Origin of the sequence: Xenophilus arseniciresistens, assembly GCF_028023875.1 — a bacterium.
Lineage (GTDB): Bacteria > Pseudomonadota > Gammaproteobacteria > Burkholderiales > Burkholderiaceae_C > Xenophilus > Xenophilus arseniciresistens.
This window is the reverse complement of the sequence record NZ_JAQIPB010000002.1, coordinates 610,469-634,976: the sequence shown is the minus strand read 5'-3', so window position 1 is coordinate 634,976 and position 24,508 is coordinate 610,469. Positions and strand designations below refer to the sequence as shown.

At 66.6% G+C, this 24,508-nt stretch carries 24 protein-coding genes and 3 tRNA genes; 14 read left to right on the top strand and 13 right to left on the bottom strand.

The genetic code is table 11. The features are described from left to right. The first annotated feature begins 27 nt into the window (after positions 1 to 27). A tRNA-His gene (locus PGB34_RS07590) sits at positions 28 to 103 on the top strand. A 98-nt stretch (positions 104 to 201) separates the two neighbouring features. On the opposite strand, the gene PGB34_RS07585 is transcribed toward PGB34_RS07590, so the two are convergent. The 6 genes from PGB34_RS07585 to PGB34_RS07560 are packed head-to-tail and all read right to left on the bottom strand — an operon-like array spanning position 202 to position 3,645. Next, positions 202 to 798 carry an LOG family protein gene (locus PGB34_RS07585; RefSeq protein WP_271427450.1) on the bottom strand — a complete coding sequence of 199 codons (597 nt, stop codon included), beginning with the start codon at positions 796 to 798 and terminating at the stop codon, positions 202 to 204. Between the two features lie 15 nt (positions 799 to 813). Further along, positions 814 to 1,236, bottom strand: coding sequence for a diacylglycerol kinase (locus PGB34_RS07580; protein ID WP_271427449.1), 423 nt, complete (start codon positions 1,234 to 1,236; stop codon positions 814 to 816). Beyond that, positions 1,233 to 1,775, bottom strand: coding sequence for an RDD family protein (locus PGB34_RS07575; protein ID WP_271427448.1), 543 nt, complete (start codon positions 1,773 to 1,775; stop codon positions 1,233 to 1,235). Before PGB34_RS07575 ends, PGB34_RS07580 begins: the two co-directional genes overlap by 4 nt. Before the next feature lie 32 nt (positions 1,776 to 1,807). Continuing rightward, entirely contained in the window at positions 1,808 to 2,563 is a 756-nt protein-coding gene (locus PGB34_RS07570; RefSeq protein ID WP_271427447.1) for a DUF3106 domain-containing protein, read from the bottom strand. A 39-nt stretch (positions 2,564 to 2,602) separates the two neighbouring features. Beyond that, positions 2,603 to 3,028 (bottom strand): DUF3619 family protein, encoded by a 426-nt coding sequence (locus PGB34_RS07565; protein ID WP_271427446.1) that lies wholly within the window; start codon positions 3,026 to 3,028, stop codon positions 2,603 to 2,605. Beyond that, positions 3,025 to 3,645: an RNA polymerase sigma factor gene (locus PGB34_RS07560; protein WP_271427683.1), complete on the bottom strand. Its 621-nt coding sequence runs from the start codon at positions 3,643 to 3,645 to the stop codon at positions 3,025 to 3,027. Before PGB34_RS07560 ends, PGB34_RS07565 begins: the two co-directional genes overlap by 4 nt. Before the next feature lie 208 nt (positions 3,646 to 3,853). On the opposite strand from PGB34_RS07560, the gene PGB34_RS07555 reads away from it, so the two are divergent. From PGB34_RS07555 to ilvC, 3 genes are all read left to right on the top strand, one after another. Beyond that, on the top strand, positions 3,854 to 5,629 hold the full coding sequence (locus tag PGB34_RS07555; RefSeq protein WP_271427445.1) for an acetolactate synthase 3 catalytic subunit: 1,776 nt from the start codon (positions 3,854 to 3,856) through the stop codon (positions 5,627 to 5,629). Between the two features lie 161 nt (positions 5,630 to 5,790). Further along, a complete protein-coding gene (gene ilvN / locus PGB34_RS07550) occupies positions 5,791 to 6,282 on the top strand; it encodes an acetolactate synthase small subunit (protein ID WP_225783537.1) in 492 nt (163 codons plus the stop codon). Positions 6,283 to 6,460: 178 nt separating this feature from the next. Continuing rightward, positions 6,461 to 7,477, top strand: a complete 1,017-nt coding sequence (gene ilvC, locus PGB34_RS07545) for a ketol-acid reductoisomerase (protein ID WP_271427444.1) — start codon at positions 6,461 to 6,463, stop codon at positions 7,475 to 7,477. Positions 7,478 to 7,640: 163 nt separating this feature from the next. Here ilvC and PGB34_RS07540 read toward each other — a convergent pair. The 3 genes from PGB34_RS07540 to PGB34_RS07530 all read right to left on the bottom strand — a co-directional run bounded on the left by PGB34_RS07540 (position 7,641) and on the right by PGB34_RS07530 (position 8,574). Continuing rightward, positions 7,641 to 7,717: transfer RNA gene (locus PGB34_RS07540), tRNA-Arg, on the bottom strand. A gap of 52 nt (positions 7,718 to 7,769) precedes the next feature. Continuing rightward, a tRNA-Pro gene (locus PGB34_RS07535) sits at positions 7,770 to 7,846 on the bottom strand. Between the two features lie 14 nt (positions 7,847 to 7,860). Next, positions 7,861 to 8,574, bottom strand: coding sequence for a glutathione S-transferase C-terminal domain-containing protein (locus tag PGB34_RS07530; protein WP_271427443.1), 714 nt, complete (start codon positions 8,572 to 8,574; stop codon positions 7,861 to 7,863). A 204-nt stretch (positions 8,575 to 8,778) separates the two neighbouring features. On the opposite strand from PGB34_RS07530, the gene PGB34_RS07525 reads away from it, so the two are divergent. The 3 genes from PGB34_RS07525 to PGB34_RS07515 all read left to right on the top strand — a co-directional run bounded on the left by PGB34_RS07525 (position 8,779) and on the right by PGB34_RS07515 (position 12,416). After that, positions 8,779 to 9,627 (top strand): GNAT family N-acetyltransferase, encoded by an 849-nt coding sequence (locus PGB34_RS07525; RefSeq protein ID WP_271427442.1) that lies wholly within the window; start codon positions 8,779 to 8,781, stop codon positions 9,625 to 9,627. Between the two features lie 81 nt (positions 9,628 to 9,708). Further along, positions 9,709 to 11,904 (top strand): polyphosphate kinase 1, encoded by a 2,196-nt coding sequence (gene ppk1 / locus PGB34_RS07520; protein ID WP_271427441.1) that lies wholly within the window; start codon positions 9,709 to 9,711, stop codon positions 11,902 to 11,904. A gap of 50 nt (positions 11,905 to 11,954) precedes the next feature. After that, the gene (locus PGB34_RS07515) at positions 11,955 to 12,416 is read left to right on the top strand and encodes a SixA phosphatase family protein (RefSeq protein ID WP_271427440.1); all 462 of its coding nucleotides are present in this window, start codon (positions 11,955 to 11,957) and stop codon (positions 12,414 to 12,416) included. Between the two features lie 57 nt (positions 12,417 to 12,473). On the opposite strand, the gene PGB34_RS07510 is transcribed toward PGB34_RS07515, so the two are convergent. Then, entirely contained in the window at positions 12,474 to 13,991 is a 1,518-nt protein-coding gene (locus PGB34_RS07510) for a Ppx/GppA phosphatase family protein (RefSeq protein ID WP_271427439.1), read from the bottom strand. A 223-nt stretch (positions 13,992 to 14,214) separates the two neighbouring features. Here PGB34_RS07510 and pstS point away from each other — a divergent pair, with 223 nt between their 5' ends. From pstS to phoR, 7 genes are all read left to right on the top strand, one after another. After that, entirely contained in the window at positions 14,215 to 15,255 is a 1,041-nt protein-coding gene (pstS, locus tag PGB34_RS07505) for a phosphate ABC transporter substrate-binding protein PstS (RefSeq protein ID WP_271427438.1), read from the top strand. Positions 15,256 to 15,390: 135 nt separating this feature from the next. After that, positions 15,391 to 16,377: a phosphate ABC transporter permease subunit PstC gene (gene pstC, locus PGB34_RS07500; protein ID WP_271427682.1), complete on the top strand. Its 987-nt coding sequence runs from the start codon at positions 15,391 to 15,393 to the stop codon at positions 16,375 to 16,377. Further along, positions 16,374 to 17,258, top strand: coding sequence for a phosphate ABC transporter permease PstA (gene pstA, locus PGB34_RS07495; protein ID WP_271427437.1), 885 nt, complete (start codon positions 16,374 to 16,376; stop codon positions 17,256 to 17,258). The genes pstC and pstA overlap by 4 nt, the downstream gene beginning before the upstream one ends. A 10-nt stretch (positions 17,259 to 17,268) precedes the next feature. Continuing rightward, positions 17,269 to 18,063 carry a phosphate ABC transporter ATP-binding protein PstB gene (pstB, locus tag PGB34_RS07490; protein ID WP_271427436.1) on the top strand — a complete coding sequence of 265 codons (795 nt, stop codon included), beginning with the start codon at positions 17,269 to 17,271 and terminating at the stop codon, positions 18,061 to 18,063. Positions 18,064 to 18,088: 25 nt separating this feature from the next. Then, the gene (phoU, locus tag PGB34_RS07485) at positions 18,089 to 18,790 is read left to right on the top strand and encodes a phosphate signaling complex protein PhoU (protein ID WP_271427435.1); all 702 of its coding nucleotides are present in this window, start codon (positions 18,089 to 18,091) and stop codon (positions 18,788 to 18,790) included. 22 nt (positions 18,791 to 18,812) lie between these two features. Next, positions 18,813 to 19,505 carry a phosphate regulon transcriptional regulator PhoB gene (gene phoB / locus PGB34_RS07480; RefSeq protein ID WP_271427434.1) on the top strand — a complete coding sequence of 231 codons (693 nt, stop codon included), beginning with the start codon at positions 18,813 to 18,815 and terminating at the stop codon, positions 19,503 to 19,505. A 164-nt stretch (positions 19,506 to 19,669) separates the two neighbouring features. Continuing rightward, on the top strand, positions 19,670 to 21,010 hold the full coding sequence (gene phoR / locus PGB34_RS07475) for a phosphate regulon sensor histidine kinase PhoR (protein WP_271427433.1): 1,341 nt from the start codon (positions 19,670 to 19,672) through the stop codon (positions 21,008 to 21,010). Here phoR and PGB34_RS07470 read toward each other — a convergent pair. The 3 genes from PGB34_RS07470 to PGB34_RS07460 all read right to left on the bottom strand — a co-directional run bounded on the left by PGB34_RS07470 (position 20,949) and on the right by PGB34_RS07460 (position 24,507). Further along, a complete protein-coding gene (locus tag PGB34_RS07470; RefSeq protein WP_271427432.1) occupies positions 20,949 to 22,361 on the bottom strand; it encodes an MATE family efflux transporter in 1,413 nt (470 codons plus the stop codon). The two genes, phoR and PGB34_RS07470, sit on opposite strands and share 62 nt — an antisense overlap. 10 nt (positions 22,362 to 22,371) lie before the next feature. Beyond that, positions 22,372 to 24,147 carry a hypothetical protein gene (locus tag PGB34_RS07465; protein ID WP_271427431.1) on the bottom strand — a complete coding sequence of 592 codons (1,776 nt, stop codon included), beginning with the start codon at positions 24,145 to 24,147 and terminating at the stop codon, positions 22,372 to 22,374. A 99-nt stretch (positions 24,148 to 24,246) separates the two neighbouring features. Then, positions 24,247 to 24,507: a type B 50S ribosomal protein L31 gene (locus tag PGB34_RS07460; RefSeq protein ID WP_271427430.1), complete on the bottom strand. Its 261-nt coding sequence runs from the start codon at positions 24,505 to 24,507 to the stop codon at positions 24,247 to 24,249. Position 24,508 lies beyond the last annotated feature (1 nt).

Below are 24,508 nucleotides of genomic sequence, written 5' to 3'. Positions count from 1 at the left end.
TTTTCACAGTACAATCTCATCTCTTTGGTGGCTGTAGCTCAGTTGGTAGAGTCCCAGGTTGTGATCCTGGTTGTCGTGGGTTCGAGTCCCATCAGCCACCCCAAAGAATCTTGAAGAAACGGGCCTCTCGAGGCCCGTTTTCTTTTTTGGTGGCGCCCCTTTTGCGCCTGGCGGCCCGCGGGGCGCCAGGTGCTCTTGCACTCAGACGTGCTGCGCCAACTGGCTCTGCGATGAGCGTTGGGTGGCCTCTTGCTGCAAGGCCCGCAGCAGGGTCTCGGGTTCGGTGCCGGTGCGCACCAGCCCCATCTGCCATTCGCCCATCAGGCCAGCCTGCACGCTGCCGGCCAGGAAGTCCAGCATCTTGTCGTAGTAGCCTGCACAGTTGAGGATGCCCACGGGCTTGTCGTGGTAGCCCAGCTGCCGCCAGGTCCAGATCTCGAAGAGTTCCTCGAAGGTGCCGATGCCGCCGGGCAGGGCGATGAAGACCTGGGCGCGCTCGCCCATCATGGCTTTGCGCTCATGCATGGTCTGCACCACGTGCAGCTCGTCGCACAGCGTGTTGGCGACTTCTCGGTCCACCAGCGCCTGCGGAATGATGCCGACCACGCGGCCACCCGCCTCACGCGTGGCTTCGGCCACGGTGCCCATCAGACCGGTGCGGCCGCCGCCGTAGACCAGTTGGCCGCCTTGGCGGCCGATCCAGCGGCCCACCGCCACGGCGGCTTCGGCATAGGCCGGGAGTTCGCCAGGGCGCGAGCCGCAGTAAACGCATACAGAAAAAGGAGCAGAGACAGTCATTGGAATCCGGCCTTGTCAGGCGATGAAGCGCTCGTACGCTGCGGCCAGCCAGAGGCTGCCGCCCAACAGGCTGGCCAGCAGCACGGCGGCGCTGCCCATGTCCTTGGCGCGCTTGGAGAGGTCATGCCATTCGGGGCCGATGCGGTCGATGGCGGCTTCCACTGCTGTATTCAGCAGCTCCACGATCATCACCAGCACCACGCTGCCGGCCAGCAGGGCAACCTGGACCCAGGTCTGGCCGAGCCAGAAGGCCAGCGGGATCAGCACGATGGCCATCTGCGCTTCGAGCCGGAAGGCGGGCTCGCCCCAGCCCGCGCGCAGGCCGTTGAGCGAATAGCCGGTGGCGTGCCAGAGGCGGTTCAGGCCGGTGCGCGATTTCTGCGGGTTGACGGGGTCCTGGGCGGTGCTGCCAGGCAGGCGGGGTGTGGGAGAGCTCATCGCGGACGGGTGGATATGAGTCGGGTGCCAGCCCAGGCGTCGTGCCAGAACTGGCGTTCAGGGTGGAAGCGGGCCAGGACGGCCCAGATGGCGACCCAGCCGAAGAGCAGCACGCTGACCTCGGCACCGGAAACCTGGAACGGCAGGGCCCAGGCCAGCACCAGTGGCGGCAGAAACCAGAGCCAGGCCAGCACGTAGCGAAGCAGCGCGCGCCATTGGGAGACGGGGCGTCCGTCGCGGCCGACCAGGCGCAGCCCCCAGGTCTTCATGGCCAGCGTCTGGCCGCGCGACCAGAACCAGACGAAATAGATGCCGAAGACCACGAAGAGGAAGGCCTGCAGCAGGACGCGGCGATCGTCGAGGGCATGGCGCATCTGGCTCAGTGCGCTGAACAGCCATCCGGCGACAAAGACCACGGCGAACAGCAGCATGCCCTCGTAAAGCCAGGCGGCCATGCGGCGAGGGATGCCCGGCGGCGCGAACGGTGCGACGGAGGGCCCGGGCCCGACGGCCTGCGAGGAAGGGGGCGGCGACGACATAGCCGCACATTCTCCCGTACCCGCAAGACGGTTCAGGGAGCGGCGGGACGTTCGTTGGGGGAAAAGTCCGTCGCGGGAGGCAGGTCGGTGACAGCGGGCTCGGCAGCAGGGGGCTCCTGCGCATGCGGCGAAGCCACCAGTCCGTGGACGGGCGCCGAAAGCGCTGCCGGCTCGGTCGCCGAACTGGGTGCGAGCATGGTCGCGCGCGCCGGGTTCGGCGCTGCGGGTGTCAGCGCAATGCGGGGTCCGCCGTGTCCGTTCTGCAGCGCGGCGGCTGGCAGTGGCGCCAGGCGATCGCGCTGGATGGGGCGCACGGGCAGCGCCGTGCCGCGTGGCGTGACGGCCCGATCGGCCAGGGCGCGGCGCTCTTCTTCGCTGAGCGCCTGATAGGCGTCCCACTTGGCCTTGCGCTCGGCTTCCGGTGCAAGGCGCTGCACTTCGGCGAAGTTGAGCCGGGCGCGCACGCGCTCGCGCGGGCTCAGCAGCGCCCATTCGGTCATGCGGCTGTGCAGCGTGCTTTGCTCCTGCGGGCCCATGCTGTCGAAATTGCGAGCCAGCGCCATCCACTTGCGCCGATGCGCTTCATCCAGTTTGTCCCACTCGGCAGCCAAAGGCTGCAATGCCTTCTTCTGGCTGGTGGGCAGCCGCACCCAGCGCGCAGCGCCTTCCGCAACATTGCTGGCGCGGGATGAGGAAGCAGGATTCGTCATGCCCTCCTGCGCGGCCGCGGGCGCGGCCACGGCGCCTGTCAAGGCGACGGACAGCACGAGCAGGGACAGCAAGGTCATGAGAAGCGAAGAGCGATGCGCAGCAATGAGAGGGGGCGATCAGCGGTCGGCGGCGCTTTCGCGCTGCAGGAACTGCTTGAAGCCTGGGTCGGTGTAGGCGGCCGTCGGCAGTTCGTCGGTCAGCAGGGCGGCGTCGACTTCGGCGATGGCGTCGGCGCGTTCTTCTGCCTGCCATTGGGCAATGCTGATCAGCCCGACCACCAGCACGGCCAGCGGCAGCAGGCTGGAGCCCCAGGACCACCAGCGCGACGCCTGGCCCAGCGTGGCCTCACCCCCACGGGTCTGCACGATCAGCGGCGTGGCTTCCATCTTGCGGCGCGCCAGCGCCTGCTGCCGAGCCACCCGCAGGCGCTCACCGATGTCGGGGTGCAGGCGGGCCTGCCCTTGCGAGAGCCGGGCGGCCACAGCGCGACCGAAGCGGTCCTCCGCTCGATTGGATGCAGTGGTTGATGAGAAAGTGTTCATAAATGAATTCCCTTGGACTGCAAGGCCTGGCTCAGAGCGCGCACCGCGCGCGAGCAGTGCGTCTTGACGCTGCCCTCCGAGCAGCCCATGGCCGCGGCGGTTTCTGCGACGTCCATTTCTTCCCAGTAACGCAGCAAAAAAGCCTCGCGTTGACGCGCCGGCAGCGCCTGCACCTCGGTTTCGATGGCCTGGAAGATCTGCGCGCGTCGCACCGTGTCCTCGGCGCTTTCGGTCTCGCGCGTGTCCACCTCGACTTCCATCGAGGAAAGAATGTCGAAGCCGGCGCCATCCTCGTTGTCCGGCTCGAAGTCGGTCAGGCTGGAGAAAAGGGCGCGCCGCGTCTTCTGGCGCCGGAACCAGTCCAGCACGCAGTTCGACAGGATGCGCTGGAACAGCATTGGCAGCTCGGCAGGCGGCTTGTCGCCGTAGTGTTCTGCCAGCTTCATCATGCTGTCCTGCACGATGTCCAGCGCCGCTTCCTCGTCGCGCACCTGGTAAAGCGCCCGTTTGAACGCCCGCAATTCGACGCTCTTGAGGAATTCGGACAGTTCGAGTTCGGAAGCCAAACGTGGGGCGGAGCTGGATTGGAAGGGGCTGGCCGCGCGTGAATGCGGCATTCCTGTTGACTTTTGATTATGGCAGCGCTCGCCCACGGGCCGGGTAGTGCCATAATCGCCGGCTGTCAGTCAAAAAGGCAAACGGGTCAAGGTCCGGCGCAATCCAGACGCCCATGGCTTTGGCCTCAAGTCCCGACGCGACCTCACAAGGGTTGGCAAGGGGCACCCAAAGGTTTTTCGTTCCCGAAAACGCTAAAGGTTGATCATCATGGAAATCTCCAAGGCAGAACTCGCCAGCGCCGCTGCGGCCACCGGCGAAGCTCCCCAAGAACTCATGGGCTCCGAGGTGCTGGTCAAGGCCCTCCAGGCCGAAGCCGTCAAGTACATCTGGGGCTACCCAGGCGGCGCAGTTCTCTATATCTACGACGCGCTCTACAAGCAGGACACCATCCAGCACGTGCTGGTGCGCCATGAACAGGCGGCCGTACATGCGGCAGACGGCTATGCGCGCGCGACGGGCGATGTGGGCGTGGCCCTCGTGACCTCGGGCCCTGGCCTGACCAACGCGGTGACCGGCATCGCGACGGCCTACATGGATTCGATCCCCATGGTGATCATCTCGGGACAGGTGCCCACGCCCGCCATCGGGCTGGATGCCTTCCAGGAGTGCGACACCGTCGGCATCACGCGTCCGATCGTGAAGCACAATTTCCTGGTCAAGGATGTCAAGGACATCGCCTCGACCATGAAGAAGGCCTTCCATATCGCGCGCAGCGGCAGGCCCGGCCCGGTGGTGGTGGACATCCCGAAGGACGTCTCCTTCAAGAAGACCTCGTACAGCGGCTACCCCGACAAGGTGGAGATGCGCTCGTACAACCCGGTCAAGCGCGGCCATGGTGGGCAGATCCGCAAGGCGCTGCAGTTGCTGCTGGCCGCCAAGCGCCCGTACATCTACACGGGCGGTGGCGTGCTGCTGGGCAACGCCACGAACGAGCTGCGCACGCTGGTGGACATGCTGGGCTACCCCGTCACCAACACACTGATGGGCCTGGGCGCCTATCCGGCCAGCGACCGCAAATTCCTCGGCATGCTGGGCATGCACGGCACCATCGAGGCCAACAACGCCATGCAGAACTGCGACGTGCTGCTGGCGGTGGGTGCGCGCTTCGACGACCGCGTGATCGGCAACCCCAAGCACTTCGCGCAGAACGAGCGCAAGATCATCCACATCGACATCGATCCCTCGTCGATCTCCAAGCGCGTGAAGGTCGACATCCCGATCGTTGGCGATGTGAAGGACGTGTTGACCGAGCTGATCTCGATGATTCGGGAAAGCTCGACCAAGCCCGATGCCGGTGCACTGGCCGACTGGTGGAAGACCATCGAAGCCTGGCGCAGCCGCGACTGCCTCAAGTACGACCGCGGCAACACCGAAGTGATCAAGCCGCAGTTCGTGGTCGAGACCCTTTGGAACATGACCAAGGACACGGAGACCTACATCACCTCCGACGTCGGTCAGCACCAGATGTGGGCCGCGCAGTACTACCGCTTCGATGAGCCGCGCCGCTGGATCAACTCCGGCGGCCTGGGCACCATGGGCGTTGGCATTCCCTACGCCATGGGCATCAAGCTGGCCAAACCCGAGGCAGAAGTGTTCACCATTACGGGCGAAGGCTCGGTGCAGATGTGCATCCAGGAACTGTCCACCTGCCTGCAGTACAACACGCCGATCAAGATCTGCTCGCTGAACAACCGCTACCTGGGCATGGTGCGCCAGTGGCAGGAGATCGAATACTCCGGCCGCTATAGCCACAGCTACATGGACGCGCTGCCCAATTTCGTGAAGCTGGCCGAGGCCTATGGCCACGTCGGCATGCTGATCGAGCGACCGCAGGATGTGGAGCCCGCATTGCGCGAGGCCCGCAAGCTCAAGGATCGCACCGTGTTCCTGGACTTCCGCACCGACCCCACCGAGAACGTGTTCCCGATGGTGCAGGCCGGCAAGGGCATCACCGAGATGCTGCTGGGCAGCGAAGATCTTTGAACCTGGCGTTGGGCGTGCAGCGTTGAGCGTTTTTGGCGTGGCCCTTCCACGCAAAACGCCAGACGCCCAACCCCCAACCTTCCCTTAGACGAATCTATTGCCCGCCAAGTCCGCGCATTACCGTGCGCGGAGGAGGGCGGCGAAAAGAGGAATCGCACATCATGAAGCACATCATTGCCGTGCTGCTCGAGAACGAGCCCGGCGCACTCTCCCGCGTGGTGGGCCTGTTCTCGGCCCGCGGCTACAACATCGAGTCGCTGACCGTGGCGCCGACGGAAGACCCGTCGCTGTCGCGCATGACCATCCAGACCGCAGGCTCGGATGACGTGATCGAGCAGATCACCAAGCACCTGAACCGCCTGATCGAGGTCGTGAAGGTCGTGGACCTCACTGAAGGCGCCTACACCGAGCGCGAGCTCATGATGGTGAAGGTGCGCGCGGTGGGCAAGGAGCGCGAGGAGATGAAGCGCATGGCTGACATCTTCCGCGGCCGCATCATCGACGTGACCGACAAGAGCTACACCATCGAGCTCACGGGCGACCACGGTAAGAACGACGCCTTCCTCGACGCCATCGACCGCAGTGCCATCCTCGAGACGGTGCGCACGGGCCCGAGCGGCATCGGCCGTGGCGAGCGCATCCTGCGCGTCTGACGCGCGTCGCACCCAGGCAATGAGAAATCGGGGCTCGGTCCTTGTCCGTCCGGACCGAGTCTGTCGAAGCCCTGCGGGTCATTTTTTGTGATCCACAGGACTGGAATGAGCCCTTCGACAGGCTCAGAACGGACGGCATTCAACCCTCGCAACTGAATCATCCAACCGGAGAGAAGACATGAAAGTTTTTTACGACAAGGACTGTGATCTGAGCCTGATCAAGGGCAAGACCGTCGCGATCATCGGCTACGGCTCGCAAGGCCACGCGCATGCGCAGAACCTGAACGACAGCGGCGTGAAGGTCGTGGTCGGCCTGCGCAAGGGCGGCGCCTCGTGGGACAAGGTTGGCAAGGCCGGCCTGAACGTGCTGGAAGTCAACGATGCCGTGAAGGCCGCTGACGTGGTCATGATCCTTCTGCCCGACGAGCAGATCGCCGAGGTCTACACGAACAACGTGGCGCCCAACATCAAGCAAGGCGCTTCGCTGGCCTTCGCGCACGGCTTCAACGTCCACTACAACCAGGTCGTGCCCCGCGCCGATCTGGACGTGTGGATGGTGGCTCCCAAGGCGCCCGGCCACACCGTGCGCAACACCTACACCCAGGGCGGCGGCGTGCCCCACCTCGTGGCCGTGCACCAGGACAAGAGCGGCAAGGCCCGCGACCTGGCCCTGTCGTACGCCATGGCCAACGGTGGCGGCAAGGCCGGCATCATCGAGACCAACTTCAAGGAAGAGACCGAAACCGACCTGTTCGGCGAGCAGGCCGTGCTGTGCGGTGGCGCCGTCGAGCTGATCAAGATGGGCTACGAGACGCTGGTGGAAGCCGGCTACGCGCCCGAGATGGCCTACTTCGAATGCCTGCACGAGCTCAAGCTCATCGTGGACCTGATCTACGAAGGCGGCATCGCCAACATGAACTACTCGATCTCGAACAATGCCGAGTTCGGCGAGTACGTGACGGGCCCCGAGGTCATCAACGAAGAGTCGCGCAAGGCCATGCGCAACGCGCTCAAGCGCATCCAGAACGGCGACTACGCCAAGATGTTCATCCAGGAAGGCCGCCTGAACTACCCGAGCATGACGGCTCGCCGCCGCAACACGGCCGACCACAGCATCGAAGTGGTGGGCTCGCAACTGCGCGCCATGATGCCCTGGATCGCCAAGAACAAGCTGGTCGACCAGAGCCGCAACTAAGAAAACCTTGCACGCTGCGCCTATGCGCAGCGAGGCAATGTTCGAGGCCGCCTCACAAGGGCGGCCTTTTTTGTTTTGCGCGCGCAGGGGCGGCGCGCGGCGATGCAGGCCTGCCGGTCGTGATGACGCCGGGGATGCGGGCAATGAGGGGAAGGGCGCCGAATGGCCTGCCCGGAGGGACTCGAACCCCCGACCTGCTGCTTAGAAGGCAGCTGCTCTATCCAGTTGAGCTACGGGCAGTTTGCGAGGCCCAGAGAGTGGGCCGGCAAGGGGCTGGTCAAGAAGAAAAAAATGGTCGGAGCGGCGGGATTCGAACTCGCGACCCTCTGCTCCCAAAGCAGATGCGCTACCAGGCTGCGCTACGCTCCGACAAGCCGAGCATTCTAGCGTGTTTGATACTGCGTTTTGCCGAAAAGAACTTCGCGCGACTTGTGGTCCGTGATCGGTTTGCGACGCTCGGCCAGCGTCTGCACGGCGCGCTGCACCGCAGGGCGCGCATCGATGCTTTCGAACCAGGCCTTCAGATGCGGAAAGTCGTCGAGCACCACGCCCTGGTTCTGCCAGCTGCGCAACCACGGAAAGATGGCGATGTCGGCAATGCTGTAGCTGTCGCAGCCCACGAAGGCGGATTGCGCCAGCCGCTTGTTGATCACGCCATAGATGCGTCGCGCTTCCTGCGTGTAGCGTTCGATGGCGTAGGGCAGCTTCTCGAGGGCATACAGGCGGAAGTGATGCGCCTGGCCGAGCATGGGGCCCACGCTGCCCATCTGGAACATCAGCCATTGCAGCACCTGCCAGCGGCCCGATTCGTCGGCGGGCAGAAAGCGGCCGGTCTTGTTGGCCAGGTACAGGAGGATGGCGCCGGATTCGAAGAGCGAGATCGGCTGGCCGTGCGGGCCTTCGGGGTCGGTGATGGCGGGGATCTTGTTGTTCGGGCTGATGGCCAGGAAGTCGGGCTTGAACTGGTCGCCTGCCCCGATGTCGACGGCGTGCGCACGCCACGGCAGTCCGCATTCCTCCAGCATGATGTGGACCTTGTGGCCGTTTGGCGTGGGCCAGGTGTAGACATCGATGGAGGCGGGCGTCTGGGCGGGCATGGGATCTCCAGGGAAGGTTTTTTGCGGATGCGAGGCCGCCGCAGGATAGCGAAGTGCAGCGCCTTGTGCTGAGCGCTTCGCAAGGGCCTGCCGTTGATGGGGTCGCAAGCCCTGGCCGGCGTCATGCAATTGCCTTGAATTTGACATGGACGCTTCATGGCCGCCTTTGAGACTCGCGCCGAGACAGCCTCAGGAGGCCCTGCCGTGAAAGATCTGCCCATTCCAACACTTGCTCTGGCAAGCCTCGGCCTGCGCAACACGCTCTGGCCGGTGCCCGCCGCGCGCCCGCTGCCCCAACCCGAAGCCGCTGTGCCCAATGCGGCGCGCGGCCTCTCGGTGAGCTGGGCCCGCCACCTCGACGAAGTTCGCGAGGCGCAGCGCCTGCGCTACGACGTGTTCGTCAACGAAATGGGCGCCCGCCTGCGCACGCCGCTGGCTGGCCACGACATCGACCTGTTCGATGATTTCTGCGAGCACCTGCTGGTGCGCGAGGAAAGCACCCGCATGGTCATTGGCACCTACCGCGTGCTGACGCCCGTGCAGGCCCGGCGCCTGGGCGGCACCTACACCGATGGCGAGTTTGACCTGACGCGCCTGCGCAGCCTGCGCTCGCGCATGGTGGAGCTGGGTCGCAGCTGCGTGCATGCCGACCATCGCCAGGGCGGCGTGATCCTGGCGCTGTGGGGCGCGCTGGGGGACTTCATGCATCGCAACCAGCTGGACACGATGGTGGGTTGCGCCAGCATTCCCATGAGCGCCCAGGGCGGCGTGGCCAGCGGCGACGTGGCCGCCAGCATCTGGCGCAAGGTGTCGGCCACCCACATGGCGCCCATCCAGTACCAGGTGCATCCGCGCCTGCCGCTGCCGGTGGACGAGCTGGACGGCTCGCTGAACGTGGAGCCGCCGGCGCTGATCAAGGGCTATCTGCGCATGGGCGCGCGCGTGCTGGGCGCACCGGCTTGGGACCCCGACTTCAACACGGCCGATCTGCCGATGCTGCTGCGCATCCAGGACCTGCCGGCGCGCTACCGGCGCCACTTCCTCGGCGACTGATCACAGGCGAGTCAGGGCAGGCGGGTCACGCATTCGTCTGTCATGATGCTGTCACGATGTTGTATGACACTTGCATGACAGATGTCATCAGATCAGAACAACGCCTCCACGCCGTCACAGCCCTCCCTTGACCGCCCCGTGGCGGCGGTGGAATCGCTGCCCGACGAACTGGCGTCGCCCGCGCTGCTGGACCGTGACCACAGCATCCTGGCCTTCAATCGGCGCGTGCTGAACTGGGCCGAGCGGCCTGAAGTGCCGCTGCTGGAGCGGCTGCGCTACCTGTGCATCGTGTCATCCAACCTCGACGAGTTCTTCGAGGTGCGCTCCGCGCCCCATCTGCAGGCATGGATGGCGGGCGACACGCGTGGCAACTACACCGTGGAGTCCTTCGAGGGGCTCTCCAGGGCCGCTCACGAGTTGGTGGAGCGGCAGTACGCGCTGTACGACGCGGCCTTGCTGCCGGCCTTTGCCGAGCAGGGCATCCAGCTCATCTCGCACGGCAAGCGCAATGCCATTCAGCGCAAATGGGTGCAGGACTATTTCGAGCGCGAGGTCCGGCCGCTGCTCATTCCCGTGGGGCTGGATCCGGCGCATCCCTTTCCGCAGGTCGCCAACAAGTCGCTGAACTTCATCGTGCGACTGTCGGGCAAGGATGCCTTCGGGCGCGAGAACCCCATCGCCATCCTGAAGGTGCCGCGCGTGCTGCCGCGCCTGATCCGCATGCCGGCCAAGGTGTCGGGCGGCAAGACGCTGGTGGTGGCGCTGTCGAGCATCGTGCGCGCGCATCTGCACACCATGTTCCCCGGCCGTGAGGTGGGCGAGTTTTCGCAGTTCCGCGTCACGCGCCATTCCGATCTGGCTGTGGACGAGGAAGACGTGAAGAACCTGCGCACCGCGCTGCGCCAGGGCCTCCAGCATCGCAACTACGGACAGGCCGTGCGGCTGGAGGTGTCCTCCACCTGCGCGCCTTCGCTGGCCAGCTTCCTGCTTGCGCAGTTCAACCTGCCCGAAGGTGCGCTGTACCGCGTGCAGGGGCCGGTGAATCTGGCGCGCTTCGCGCAGCTCATCGACCTGGTGGACGACCCGCAGTTCCGCCCGCTGCGCTTTGCGCCCTACCAGGCCTCGTACCCGTTGCGGCTGTCGCCGGGGCAGTCCTTCTTCGAGCGGCTGCAGCGCGGCGATGTGCTGATCCACCAGCCCTTCGAAAGCTTCGATGGCGTGCTGGCCTTCCTGCGCGAGGCCGTGAGCGACCCGCAGGTACTGGCGATCAAGCAGACCATCTACCGCACCGGCGCCGATTCCGAACTGATGGACCTGCTGCGCGAGGCGGTGCGACGCGGCAAGGAAGTCACGGTGGTGGTCGAGCTGAAGGCGCGCTTCGACGAAGAAGCCAACATCAACGTGGCCGAGGTGCTGGAGTCCATCGGCGCCCAGGTGGTGTATGGCGTGGTGGGCCTGAAGACGCACGCCAAGATGCTGCTGGTCACGCGCCGCGAGGGCAAGAAGCTGGTGCGTTACGGCCATCTGTCGACTGGCAACTACAACCCGCGCACGGCGCGGCTGTACACCGACATCAGCCACCTCACGGCCGATGCGCTGCTGACGGCCGACATGGAAGCCGTGTTCGTGCATCTGGCCAGCCAGAGTCGCCTGCCCAGGCTCCATCGCATGTGGCTGGCGCCTTTCGATCTGCACCGCAACCTGGTGGCGCGCATCGATGCGCTGGGTGCCGCCGCGGCGGCGGGGCAGGAGACGCGCATCGTCGCCAAGATGAATGCGCTGACCGACCAGGGGCTGATCGTGGCGCTGCTGCGCGCGGGCGCGCGCGGCGTGAAGATCGACCTGATCGTGCGCGGCGCCTGCACGCTCGCGGCCCAGGTGCCGGGCCACAGCGAGAACATTCGCGTGCGCTCCATCATCGGCCGCTTCCTGGAGCATTCGCGCGTCTTCTACTTCCGCCAGGGCGAAGACGAGTCGCTCTACCTGTCCAGCGCCGACTGGATGAACCGCAACATGATGCGGCGCGTGGAGCTGGCCTGGCCCGTGACCGACCCGGTGCTGCGCCAGCGCCTGATCGACGAATGCCTGGTGGCCTATCTGCACGACGGGCGCGACGCCTGGGAATTGCAGGCCGACGGCCAGTACTTGCGCCTGCATCAGGACAGCCACGCGGGCGAAGACGGCGCCTCGCGCCGGATCGAGGTGCACGGCGCCCAGCAGGCGTTGATGGACCGCTATGCCTTCCGCGGGCGTTCACGCCTGGGGCTGGGCGGCTGAGCGCCCGGCAGGCAGGGGCCCACCCAAGTTTCACCAACGTTCTCACGACCATGGATCTCATCCTCTGGCGCCACGCCGAAGCGGAAGACTGGACCGAAGGCTGCAACGACCTGGAACGCTCGCTCACCGTGCGTGGCGAGAAGCAGGCCAAGCGCATGGCCGCCTGGCTGGACCGCCAGTTGCCCGACGGCACGCGCGTGCTCAGCAGCCCCGCGCGCCGCTGCGAGCAGACCGTGCTGGCGCTGGGCCGCAAGTACAAGGTGCGGCCCGAGCTGGCGCCCGACGCGACGGCCGAGGCGCTGCTGGAGACCGCTGGCTGGCCCAACGGCAAATCGGTGGTGCTGGTGGTGGGGCATCAGCCCACGCTCGGGCAGGCCGTCGCGCGGCTGATGGGCCTGAAGCAGGACAGCTGCGCCGTGCGAAAGGGCGCCGTCTGGTGGTTTCGCACGCGCGAGCGCGACGCCGAAGAGCAGACCGTGATGGTCACGGTGCAGTCGCCCGAGCTCCTGTAAGTCTCTTTCCTCTTCGCGGCTGACCGGGGCCCCTGGCGGACCTGGGCACGAAGGCTCTCAGCCGATGCGCAGCGTCAGCTGCACATTGGCCTTCTGCCAGGCCAGCACTTCCTCGTGCAGCAGATGGGCCGATTGCGGAAAGCGCTCGGCCCAGTCGGCGCTGACCCGCAGATCGAACTGCAGCGGCCCGCTGCGCGACAGCTTGAGGGCACCCGTCTCCGGGTCGCGGCGGGCATGGCACAGCAGCACCGCCAGGCGCAGCGCCAGCAGCTGGGCCGAGAAGACCTCGTCGTCCAGCGGAATCTCCAGCTTGCGCAGCTTGCCGCGATGGCCCAGCACCAGCTGGCTCAGCACATGCAGCTCGTTGGTGGCGAAGCCGGGCGCTTCCACGTTGTCGAGGATGTAGGCGCCGTGCTTGTGCGAATCGCTGTGGGCGATGTGGTTGCCGATCTCGTGCAGCGCCGCGGCCCAGCGCAGCTTGCGCAGGGCGCGGCCGGCGCTGTGGCTGCTGTCGGCACCGCGCGAGCCGGGCATCAGCTGCACGAACAGCGCGCCCGCGGTTTCGCCCACGCGCCGGGCCTGGGCCGAATCGACCGCGAAACGGGTGGCCAGCCGGGCCACCGTGGTCGCGCGCATGTCGGCCACGGCCTCGTCGCGCTCCAGCAGTTCGTACAGCACGCCATGGCGCAGCGCGCCTTGCGCCACGCGCATCTGGTCGATGTCCAGCAGGCTGAAGATGGCGCGCAGCACGGCCAGACCGCCGCCGATGACGGGCTTGCGGTCCTCGCGGATGCCCTCCATGCGCAGCTTGTCGGAATGCCCGGCCTTGATCAGCCGGTCCAGCAGCCAATCCAGGCCGTCACGCGTGACCACGCCGGGCGTGTGCCCTGCCGCGGCCAGCACATCGCCCACGGCGCCGATGGTGCCGGAAGAGCCATAGGCCACATCCCACTGGTCGCGGCTGCAGTAGCTCAGCGCATCGTCCAGCACGGCCTTGGCCGCGATCTCCGCGATGCGGAAGGCCGAAGCGGTGAAATGGCCTTCGGGGAAGTGCTTCATCGACCACGCGACGCTGCCCACGCGGTAGGACTCGGTGGCCAGGGCCTCGAAGCGCTGGCCCACGATCAACTCGGTGGAGCGGCCGCCGATGTCCACCACCAGCCGGCGCTCGCGCTCGCCGCCGTCGAACTGGGGCAGGGTGTGGGCCACGCCCTGGTAGATCAGGCGGGCCTCCTCGCGGCCCGGTATCACGTCGATGCCGAAGCCCAGCACGGTGCGCGCGCGCAAAAGGAATTCATCGCGGTTGCGGGCCTCGCGCAGCGTCTGCGTGGCCACCGCGCGCACCTGCCCGGGCTTGAAACCGGCCAGGCGCTCGCCAAAACGGGCCAGGGCGGCCCAGCCGCGCTGCATGGCTTCGAGCGTGAGATTGCGATTGGCGTCCAGGCCGTTGCCCAGGCGGACGGTTTCCTTCAGGTATTCGGCGCGCTGGATCTGACCGTGGTCGACCTGCCCGATTTCGAGTCGAAAACTGTTGGAGCCGAGATCGACCGCGGCAAGGCGGGTTCCGTTTTGCATGAAGTGGTGGCAGCGAGCAGGCGAGCCCGCATGGTAACGGCGGGCCCCGAAGGGGTGGATCAGTGTGGCGAAGCGCTGTGACGATTTGATGACTTTCGTGGCCCCGCAAGGTGTCTCCAGGGGTAAATGTGTTTATGACAGAGTGTCATGTCACTGTCACATGGGATTTCTACAGTCGCGGCAAGCCCGATCCGCGGGCCCAGCCATCTACGAAAGGATGACCATGAAAACCTCGTTCCAATTCATCGCTGCCGGCGTTGCCGCTGCCGCTTTTGTCTCGTTCCCCGCCATGGCTCAGGAAGCAACCGGCGCAGGCGCCAGCTTCCCGGCCCCCCTGTACTCCAAGTGGGCTGCAGACTTCAACAAGGCCACCGGCGTCAAGATCAACTACCAGTCCGTGGGCTCCGGCGCCGGCCTGAAGCAGATCGAAGCCAAGACCGTGGACTTCGGCGCTTCCGACGCGCCCCTGAAGGACGAGGATCTGGCGGCCAAGGGCATGATCCAGTTCCCCACCGTCATCGGTGGCGTGATCCCCGTGGTGAACATCCAGGGCATCAAGGCTGGCGAACTCAAGCTCAACGGCCAGGTGCTGGGCGACATCTACCTGGGCAAGATCACCAAGTGGAACGACCCCGCGATCAAGGCCCTGAACGCTTCGCTGAACCTGCCTGACGCCGCCATCGCTCCCGTGCGCCGCGCCGACGGCTCGGGCACCAGCTTCCTGTTCACCAACTACCTGAGCAAGGTCAACGCCGAGTGGAAGTCGAAGGTCGGCGAAGGCACGGCCGTGAACTGGCCCACCGGTGCAGGTGGCAAGGGCAACGAAGGCGTGGCCGCATTCGTCGGTCGCCTGCCCAACTCGATCGGCTACGTCGAGTACGCCTACGTGAAGCAGAACAAGATGACCTACGCTCTGCTGCAAAACGCCGCCGGCAAGTTCCCCCAGCCTGAAGAAGACGCTTTCAAGGCTGCTGCTGCCAACGCACAGTGGGACAAGAGCTTCTACCAGATCCTGACGAACCAGCAAGGCGATGGCGCATGGCCCATCACCGGCGCGACCTTCATCCTGATGCACAAGACCCAGGACAAGCCCGCCCAGGCCGCCACCGTGCTGCGTTTCTTCGACTGGGCCTACAAGAACGGCGACAAGACCTCTTCTGACCTGGACTACGTGCCCATGCCCGCCAGCGTGAAGACGGCCATCACCAAGCAATGGGCCGCCAGCGTCAAGGACAGCGCCGGCAAGGCCATCGCCGTCGAGTAATCCCGGCTTCTCTTCTCGATACCAATAAGAAATGAAAAGGGCGCGTCGCTGCAGTTGAAAAGCTGCGCACGCGCCCGATCCACCATGGAGCGACCTGTGTCATCCACCCTCACTGCCGGCGGCGCACCGCTGGACATGGCGCAGCAGGCCGAGCGCACCGTCTCGCCGCCTCCTGTCAAGAGCACCCGTTCCGGCCCCATGGCGGATCGCCTCTTTGGCTGGGCAGCCATGGGCGCCGCACTGCTGACGCTGGCGCTGCTCATCGGCATCTTGTTGTCCCTCATCGCTGGCGCCTGGCCAGCCATCACCAAGTACGGGCTGGGTTTTCTGACCAGCAGCGTCTGGGATCCCGTCCGCGACGAATACGGCGGACTCGTCATGATTTACGGCACGCTGATGACCTCGCTGATCGCGCTGGTCATCGCCGTGCCCGTGAGCTTCGGCATCGCGCTGTTCCTGACCGAACTGGCACCTGCCTGGCTCAAGCGCCCGCTGGGCACCGCGATCGAACTGCTGGCTGCCGTGCCTTCCATCGTGTACGGCATGTGGGGCCTGCTGGTGTTCGGCCCCATCCTGTCCACCTATGTGCAGCAGCCGCTGCAGCGCCTGGTCGGCGACGTGCCCTACCTGGGCGCGCTGGTGTCGGGCCCGCCCGTGGGCATCGGCATCCTGTCGGCCGGCATCATCCTGGCCATCATGATCATCCCCTTCATCGCGTCGGTGATGCGTGACGTGTTCGAAGTCACGCCGCCGCTGCTGAAGGAATCTGCCTATGGCCTGGGCTCGACCACCTGGGAGGTCGTCTCCAAGGTCGTGCTTCCCTACACCAAGGCCGGCGTCATCGGCGGCATCATGCTCGGCCTGGGCCGCGCGCTGGGCGAGACCATGGCCGTCACCTTCGTGATCGGCAACATGAACCAGCTCAATTCGCTGTCGATGTTCGAGGCCGCCAACAGCATCACCTCGGCCCTGGCCAACGAGTTCGCCGAAGCCGGCGCCGGCCTGCACCAGGCCGCCCTGATGTACCTGGGCCTGGTGCTGTTCTTCATCACCTTCGTCGTGCTGTCGCTGTCCAAGCTGCTGCTGGCACGCATGGCCAAGAGCGAGGGCAAGAAATCGTGAGCACCGCCAACGCACTCATCGAAGCGCAGAAGCTGGCCGCCGCGCGGCAGGCCAAGTTCTCGCGCCGCAGCGCCGTGAACAAGGTGGCGCTGACCCTGTCGCTGGCGGCCATGGCCTTCGGCGTGTTCTGGCTGATCTGGATCCTGTGGGAAACGCTGCGCCTGGGCATCTCGGGCCTGACGGTGGCGACCTTCACCCAGATGACGCCGCCGCCCAACGAAGAGGGCGGCATCCTGAACGCCATCTTCGGCTCGGTGGTGATGGTCGGCCTGGCCACCTTCATCGGCACGCCCATCGGCATCATGGCCGGCATCTACCTGGCAGAGTACAACCCCAAGGGCCTGCTGGCTTCGGTGACCCGCTTCGTCAACGACATTCTGCTGTCGGCGCCGTCCATCGTGATCGGCCTGTTCGTGTACGCCGTGGCGGTGGCCTACTTCCGCGGCTTCTCGGGCATCGCCGGTGCGCTGGCCCTGGCGCTGATCACCATCCCCGTGGTGATCCGCACGACCGAGAACATGCTGCAGCTGGTGCCCCCGGGCCTGCGCGAAGCCGCCTACGCCCTGGGCACGCCCAAGTGGAAGGTCATCCTTTCCATCACGCTGCGCGCGGCCCGCGCGGGTGTGGTCACCGGCATCCTGCTGGCCATTGCCCGCATCGCCGGCGAAACCGCGCCGCTGCTGTTCACGGCCCTGAACAACCAGTTCTGGACTTCCGACATCACGCAGCCGATGGCCAGCCTGCCCGTGACCATCTTCAAGTTCGCGATGAGCCCGTACGAGAACTGGCAGCACCTGGCCTGGGCCGGCGTGTTCCTGATCACCGTCGCCGTGCTTGCCCTCAACATCCTTGCGCGGGTCCTGACGCGCAGCAAACTCTGAGTACACAAAAATGGTTGCTACCGTTGCTACCGTTGCTTCCTCTGCGCCCGCGCGCGCCAAGATCGCCGTCAAGGACCTGAACTTCTACTACGGCAAGTTCCACGCCCTGAAGAACATCAACCTGGAGATTCCCGAGAACAAGGTCACGGCCTTCATCGGTCCCTCGGGTTGCGGCAAGTCCACCCTGCTGCGCACCTTCAACCGCATGTTCGAGCTCTATCCCGAGCAGCGCGCCGAAGGCACCATTGCCCTGGACGGCGAGAACCTGCTGACCAGCAAGCAGGACGTGGCGCTGATCCGCGCCAAGGTCGGCATGGTGTTCCAGAAGCCCACGCCCTTCCCGATGTCGATCTACGACAACATCGCCTTCGGCGTGAAGCTGTTCGAGAACCTGTCGGCCTCCGAGATGGACGACCGCGTGGAATGGGCCCTGAAGAAGGCCGCACTCTGGACCGAGGTGCGCGACAAGCTGCAGCAAAGCGGCTCGGGCCTCTCGGGCGGCCAGCAGCAGCGCCTGTGCATCGCACGCGGCATTGCCATCAAGCCCGAAGTGCTGCTGCTCGACGAGCCCTGCTCGGCCCTGGACCCCATCTCCACGGCCAAGATCGAGGAGCTGATCGCCGAGCTGAAGAACGAGTACACGGTGGTGATCGTGACCCACAACATGCAGCAGGCCGCTCGCTGCAGCGACTACACGGCCTACATGTACCTGGGCGACCTGATCGAGTTCGGCGCCACCGAGCAGATGTTCTTCAAGCCCCAGCGCAAGGAAACGGAAGACTACATCACCGGCCGCTTCGGCTGATCGTTGACTTCTTCGGAGGCAAGAAATGACGGAAAAACACCTCTCAAGCCAGTTCGACAGCGAACTCAACGGCGTGTCTTCGCGCGTGATGGAACTGGGCGGCCTGGCCGAATCGCAGATTCGCCTGGCCATCTATGCGCTGCTGCAGTTCGACGTGGAGTCTGCCGATCGCGTGATCGCGACCGAAGACAGCCTCAACGCGATGGAAGTGGAAATCGACCGCGAGCTGTCCAGCATCATCGCGCGGCGCCAGCCCACGGCACGCGACCTGCGCCTCTTGATCGCGATCTCCAAGGCCACGGCCAATCTGGAGCGCGTGGGCGACGAAGCCCACCGCATCGCGCGCATGGTCAAGTCGATCATCGAAAGCGGCTCCTCGCGCCAGCTGCCCACCACCGAGCTGCGCATCGCCGCAGAGCTGGCCTCGGGCCTGCTGCGCAAGGCGCTGGATTCGTTCGCCCGTCTGGACACCGCGGCCGCGCTGTCGATCCTCAAGGAAGACGATCTGATCGACCAGGAGTTCGACGGCTTCGTGCGCAAGCTGGTCACCTACATGATGGAAGACCCGCGCACGATCTCTCCCAGCCTGGACCTGGTGTTCGTGGCCAAGGCCATCGAGCGCATTGGCGACCATGCCAAGAACATCGCCGAGTTCGTGATCTACATCGTCAAGGGTGCCGATGTGCGGCACACTCCGATGAAGGAAATCGAGTCCGCCGTGCAGTGAGCGCTGCGCAACTGATGCATCCATGAAGAAACCCCGCGTACTGATCGTCGAGGACGAATCCTCCATTGCTGAATTGCTGGCGGTGAACCTGCGGCACAACGGCTTCGAGCCCATCTGGGCCGAGGACGGTGTGTCTGCGCAGCGCGAGATCGACGCCGTGCTGCCCGACCTGATTCTGCTGGACTGGATGTTGCCGGGGCACAGTGGCTTGCAGCTGGCGCGCCAGTGGCGCAAGGAGGCGCGGACCAAGACCGTGCCGATCCTGATGCTCACGGCGCGCGGCGACGAACCCGACAAGGTGGCCGGTCTGGACGCCGGCGCGGACGACTACATCACCAAACCCTTCTCCACGCAGGAGATGCTGGCGCGCATCCGCGCCGTGCTGCGCCGCCGCGCCCCCGAGGCCGCTGCCGAGCGCCTGGAGGTGGGCGATCTGATGCTGGACACCGCCACGCATCGCGTGAGCTGGCAGGGCAATCCGCTGAAGATGGGCCCCACCGAGTTCAAGCTGTTGGCCTACCTGATGCAGAACGCCGAGCGCGTGCACAGCCGCTCGCAGCTGCTCGACAAGGTGTGGGGCGACCATGTCTTCATCGAGGAGCGCACGGTGGACGTGCACGTCAAACGCCTGCGCGAAGCGCTGGGCGCGGCCTCCACCATGGTCGAGACCGTGCGCGGCGCAGGCTACCGTTTCACGGCGCAGGCCACGGTCTGAAGCGAAACACCCCCCAGGCCGCTTAGCGGCTTCCCCCTCTCCTTCGGGAGGAGGGCGCACCCGGTGGCCGGACAAAGCTCGTTCCACGGGCGCCCTGAGAGCTTCGCTGCGCCTGCCTCGTGGCGGGCTGGTGCCCGGCGCCCGGCGACTCCTGATAATTCACCATGCCCTTTCGCATCGCGCTTTTTCTCATCGCCTCCCTGGGCGGGGCCGTGGTGGCCGGCCTTCTGAGCCAGTGGCGGCAGCTGTGGCTGGGCGCATGGGTGGGTGCCCTGCTGTGGCTGCTGGGCGATGCCTGGCGGGCGCAGCAACTGGTGAACGCCCTGCGCGATGACGTGGCGGGACTGGGCGTGCGCCGCATGGGCGTGTGGGGCGAGATTGCCGAGCGCGTGCGCAAGCTGCTGCGCGTGCGCGAGCAGCAGACCCAGCAGGCCGAAGACCGGCTCAAGGAATTCCTTGCGGCGATCCAGGCCTCGCCCAACGGCGTGATCCTCATCGACGACCAGGGCCGCATCGAATGGTGCAACCAGACGGCGGCCGGCCATCTGAACATCGATGCCGAGCGCGATCTGCTGGCGCATCTGTCCAACCTGGTTCGCGACCCCGCCTTCGTGGCCTACCTGGCTTCGTGGAACTACAGCCGCGACGTGGTGATCGACGGCCCCGTGGTGCAGGTGGGCGGGCAGGGGCGTCCGCAGCGGCTGTCGGTGCAGGTCCACCCCTATGCGGGCAACCGGCGCATGCTGCTCACGCGCGACGTGACGGCGCTGGAGCAGGCCGATGCCATGCGGCGCGATTTCGTGGCCAACGTTTCGCACGAGATCCGCACGCCGCTGACCGTGCTCACGGGCTTTGTGGAAACGCTGCAGAGCCTGCCGCTGGAGGCCGACGAGCGTGCGCGCTACCTGGGGCTGATGGGCCAGCAGGCACAGCGCATGGGCACGCTGGTGCAGGATCTGCTGACGCTGTCGCGCCTGGAAGGCAGCGCACCGCCGCCGGGCCACCAGTGGACGCGCGTGAGGGCGCTGCTGGCCCATTGCGAGGACGAGGCCCGTGGCCTGTCGAGCCGCCTGAGCACGCAGGGTCATCGCCTGTCCTTCTCGCTGGAGGCCGACAGCGAACTGTCCGGCGCGGCCACCGAGCTGCAAAGCGCCATGTCCAACCTGGTGAGCAATGCCGTGCGCTACACGCCGCCCGGCGGCGAAGTGACGGTGACCTGGCGCCTGCTGTCCGACGGGCGCGGCGAGTTCGCGGTGCGCGACACCGGCCCCGGCATCGCGGCCGACCACATTCCGCGACTGACGGAGCGCTTCTACCGGGTCGACCGCAGCCGCTCGCGCGAGACTGGCGGCACGGGGCTGGGCCTGGCCATCGTCAAGCACATCGCGCAGCGCCACGGCGCGCAACTGCGCATCGAAAGCACGCTGGGGCAGGGCTCTCGCTTCATGCTGGTGTTTCCGGTGGCCCGACTGCGGCCGGCGCGGCCGCAGCTGGTGGCCGCCTGACGGTCTTCCACAGCAGGGCCAGAAAGAGCAGGGCCGTGAGGCCCAGGGCCACGCTGCTCATGAGCCAGAAGGCCAGCGGCGATTGCATGGCGCCCCAGGGCCCGAGGCCGCGATAGGCCAGCCAGTAGCTGCCCGTCAGCCCCAGGCCCCACAGCAGGCTGCAGTAGATGATCAGCGGCAGCACCGTCACGCGCCAGCAGCGCAGCACGAAGACGCACAGGGTCTGCACGGCATCGGCCAGGTGATAGGCCGCAGTCGCGAGCAGCAGGGGCGCGGCCAGCTGCGCCACCGAAGCCTGCGAGGAGTACAAGGACGCCAGCACATGGCGCCCCAGGGCCATCGCCACCGCCACGGCCAGCGCGCACAGCACGGTCATTTCCAGGCCCAGCCGGCAGGCGTGGCGCGCCCGCGCGTGCTGGCCCCCACCCAGCCAGAAGCTCACGCGCGCGCTCGTTGCCAGGCCCAGGGCCAGGGGGGCCATGTAGGCCACTGCCGTGAGGTTTGATGCGATCTGGTGCGCCGCCGAGGCCGTGGTGCCCAGGCGGGCGATGAAAAGCGCCATCAGCGTGAACGAGCTGACTTCCACCAGCACCGCCAGCCCGCCCGGAATGCCCAGCCGCGCGAACTGCCGCAACTGGCGGCCGTCGGGCGCCTCCAGGCGCTGCCACAGCGCGTAGGGCGCGTACAGCGATTGCGTGCGCAGCATCACCAGCGCCACGGCCAGCATGGTCCAGTTGACGATCAGGGTGGCGATGCCGCAGCCCACCACGCCCAGAGCCGGCAGGCCGGCGCCGCCGAAGGTCAGCCAGATCGACAGCGGCAGCTTCAGCGCCAGCGAAGCGGTCTGCAGCCAGGTCACCAGGCGCGGGTGGCCCAGGCTCTGGTTGAGCGTGCTGTAGAGCCGGAACAGCAGGGCCGGCGGCAGCGCCCAGGCCAGCACGGCGAGGTAGCGCGTCACCTCGGCCTGCATGGCCTGCGGCACGTCGGTCCAACGCAGCAAAGGTCCGGGAAAGAGCAGCACGGCCATGCCGATGCACACTGCGCCCGCGCACAGGTAGAGCGACTGACGCACCGAGCGCCCGACCTCGGCGCTGCGGCCGGCGCCATGAAGCTCGGCCCACACGGGCAGCAGCGCCTGCAGCCCGCCCATGAGTGCCACGTAGACGCTGATGAAGATGGCCGCGCCGACCGACAGCGCCGCGAGCGCCTCTTCGGCATAGCGGCCGGCCACCAGCGTGTCGGTCACGCCGAAAGCCATGACGGCCATCTGGCCCACGAACACGGTGCCGGCGTGGCGGGCGATCAGGCTGCGTTCGCCGGGGTGCGCCCCGCCATGGGTGCTGCTGCTCATCGGCGCCGCTTCACGGGCCGATCACGGGTTCGATCACGGGCACTTCCGGCAGCGGCGCTTCGGGGCGGCGCTGGTAGAGCAGCAGGTCGTCGCTGGCGTTGGAGGTGCGCCGGAACGTGCCGATCAGGCGCCAGTCGTGCAGGTCCACGATCAATTGCAGCAGATGCACCGCTTCGGGCTTGACCACCAGCCAGGGGCATTCGGTGTGCGAATTGATGGGCTGCAGCGTGTAGTTGCCGTGGTAGCTCAGCGCGGCCAGCTGCGGCCGGTCCACGCCAAGCTCGGCCACGCAACGGGGCGCGGGGCCCGTGTGCTGCTGGATGGCCCGCACCTGCGGCGCGTAGCTCAGCGCGTGGTCCAGCGCGGGCAGCCACAGCGTCATCAGCAGCAGCCAGCACAGCGTGACGCCGCCTGCGGGCAGCACCAGCGTCTTCCAGAGCGCGGCGCGGTGGCGGCCCGTGCGCCAGCGCACCAGCCAGCACCAGGCCAGCGTCGCGGCCACGGCGATCAGGAAGATGGGCAGCGAGAACTGCGCCACATAGCCGGGCGTCAGCCGCGCCACGCTGGAGGCCATCTTGACCGGCACGCCGGTCTGCATGGCGATCCAGTACAGCCAGATCAGCAGGGCCGAGCCGCTGAAGAACAGCAGCGTGAACCAGTCCACCAGCGCAGACACGCTGCGCCTGAAGGTGGGCAGCGCAAAGGCCGCCAGCGTGGCCAGCGCCGGCAGGGCCAGCAGCAGCACGCGGTCGGAGGCTGCGCCCAGCATGGCCGCGATGCCGATCACGCCGGCGAAGAGCAGCGGCAGGGCCACATGTCGGGCCAGCCATTGCTGGCGCCAGCGCCACAGGGTCCACAGCGCCAGCGGCCAGGTGGGCCAGGTGAACCAGATGAACAGGCGCAGCAGGCTGCCGGCCTGCGCGCCGGCACTGGCCGGGCCTTCGCCGGGCCACACGATGCGCCAGTGGAACTGCTGCAGGCCGAAGGCGAGGCCGGCGCCCAGGATCAGCGGTGCCGCCATCGCGGCCAGGGCGGCTGCGTCGTAGCCATGGCCGGCGTCCTCGCCGGGGCTGGCCCGGCCAGGCTGAATGCGTTCGCGCAGGCTCAGCAGCAGGCTGCCCAGGCCCAGCACCAGCGCCAGCCAGGGCGCACCGCCAAGCGACATTCCCAGGCCGCCCAGCAGCAGGGCCAGCGTCGGCCCCAGGCGCCGGTACGGCGCCGCCGCCACGCCATAGAACATCAGCGCGCCGAAGAACAGCTGGGCCAGCGCGGGCGTGGTTTCATGGCCCAGCTGGGCCAGGCCCAGGCTGGCCAGAAGGGCCAGCAGGCCGCCGTCGGCGATGGCGCGGGCGTAGTCCTTGGGCTGGGCCTCGCCACCGAAGGCGAAGGCCACGGGCTGTGCGCCCGGGGTGCGCGCGAGGTAGTAGACCGCATACCAGGTGGCACTGAAGGTGCCCCACAGCATCAGCGCATACACCACGCGCACCGCCAGGTCCGGCCGCCACCAGGGCGCCAGCTGGATCGCCCACGCGCCGATCCAGTAGGGCAGCAGCGCCGGAATCTCCGGCTTGTGGCCCAGCAGCATCGGCTCCAGCCAGCGCGTCAGGTCCCACGGATGGCCGACCAGCGCCAGCATGTAGCCGAAGGAGGAGACATCGGCGCTCTTCCACGGGCCACGTCCCAGCAGACCGGGCATCAGATAGGCGACGCACAGCAGCAGCAGCGCCAGCCTCGGCAGGCGGCGCACGGCGCTTTGGGCGACGATGGCTGGCGTAGGGTTGTTCAAGCAATAAGCCGCAGTGGCGGACCGGATGATGCCGGCTGCAGATGAATGAAAAAGGGCAGCGCGGTTGCCCGGGCTGCCCTGACTCGGCGGTGCGCCGGCTTACTTCGCCAGTGCGGACTTGCCGAACTTGTTGCGGAAACGCTCCACGCGGCCGCCCATGTTGTCCACCGACTTCTGCGTGCCGGTGTAGAAGGGGTGCGATTCGCTCGAGGTGTCCAGCTTGTACAGCGGGTATTCCTTGCCTTCGAAGGTCTCGGTTTCCTTCGTGTTCACGCACGAACGGGTCACGAACTTGAAGCCGTTGGACAGGTCCACGAACAGAACTTCGCGGTAGTTGGGGTGAATGCCTTCTTTGGCCATG

Coding starts and splice junctions, on each gene's coding strand:
- phoR (WP_271427433.1), top strand. CDS start 19,670: ATGCCCTTTCGCATCGCGCTTTTTCTCATCGCCTCCCTGGGCGGGGCC.
- PGB34_RS07580 (WP_271427449.1), bottom strand. CDS start 1,236: ATGAGCTCTCCCACACCCCGCCTGCCTGGCAGCACCGCCCAGGACCCC.
- PGB34_RS07530 (WP_271427443.1), bottom strand. CDS start 8,574: ATGCCCGCCCAGACGCCCGCCTCCATCGATGTCTACACCTGGCCCACG.
- phoB (WP_271427434.1), top strand. CDS start 18,813: ATGAAGAAACCCCGCGTACTGATCGTCGAGGACGAATCCTCCATTGCT.
- pstB (WP_271427436.1), top strand. CDS start 17,269: ATGGTTGCTACCGTTGCTACCGTTGCTTCCTCTGCGCCCGCGCGCGCC.
- PGB34_RS07570 (WP_271427447.1), bottom strand. CDS start 2,563: ATGACCTTGCTGTCCCTGCTCGTGCTGTCCGTCGCCTTGACAGGCGCC.
- PGB34_RS07560 (WP_271427683.1), bottom strand. CDS start 3,645: ATGCCGCATTCACGCGCGGCCAGCCCCTTCCAATCCAGCTCCGCCCCA.
- PGB34_RS07510 (WP_271427439.1), bottom strand. CDS start 13,991: ATGCAAAACGGAACCCGCCTTGCCGCGGTCGATCTCGGCTCCAACAGT.
- PGB34_RS07585 (WP_271427450.1), bottom strand. CDS start 798: ATGACTGTCTCTGCTCCTTTTTCTGTATGCGTTTACTGCGGCTCGCGC.
- ilvN (WP_225783537.1), top strand. CDS start 5,791: ATGAAGCACATCATTGCCGTGCTGCTCGAGAACGAGCCCGGCGCACTC.
- PGB34_RS07515 (WP_271427440.1), top strand. CDS start 11,955: ATGGATCTCATCCTCTGGCGCCACGCCGAAGCGGAAGACTGGACCGAA.
- PGB34_RS07565 (WP_271427446.1), bottom strand. CDS start 3,028: ATGAACACTTTCTCATCAACCACTGCATCCAATCGAGCGGAGGACCGC.
- ilvC (WP_271427444.1), top strand. CDS start 6,461: ATGAAAGTTTTTTACGACAAGGACTGTGATCTGAGCCTGATCAAGGGC.
- pstC (WP_271427682.1), top strand. CDS start 15,391: ATGGCGCAGCAGGCCGAGCGCACCGTCTCGCCGCCTCCTGTCAAGAGC.
- phoU (WP_271427435.1), top strand. CDS start 18,089: ATGACGGAAAAACACCTCTCAAGCCAGTTCGACAGCGAACTCAACGGC.
- PGB34_RS07575 (WP_271427448.1), bottom strand. CDS start 1,775: ATGTCGTCGCCGCCCCCTTCCTCGCAGGCCGTCGGGCCCGGGCCCTCC.
- pstS (WP_271427438.1), top strand. CDS start 14,215: ATGAAAACCTCGTTCCAATTCATCGCTGCCGGCGTTGCCGCTGCCGCT.
- PGB34_RS07470 (WP_271427432.1), bottom strand. CDS start 22,361: ATGAGCAGCAGCACCCATGGCGGGGCGCACCCCGGCGAACGCAGCCTG.
- PGB34_RS07460 (WP_271427430.1), bottom strand. CDS start 24,507: ATGGCCAAAGAAGGCATTCACCCCAACTACCGCGAAGTTCTGTTCGTG.
- ppk1 (WP_271427441.1), top strand. CDS start 9,709: ATGTCATCAGATCAGAACAACGCCTCCACGCCGTCACAGCCCTCCCTT.
- PGB34_RS07555 (WP_271427445.1), top strand. CDS start 3,854: ATGGAAATCTCCAAGGCAGAACTCGCCAGCGCCGCTGCGGCCACCGGC.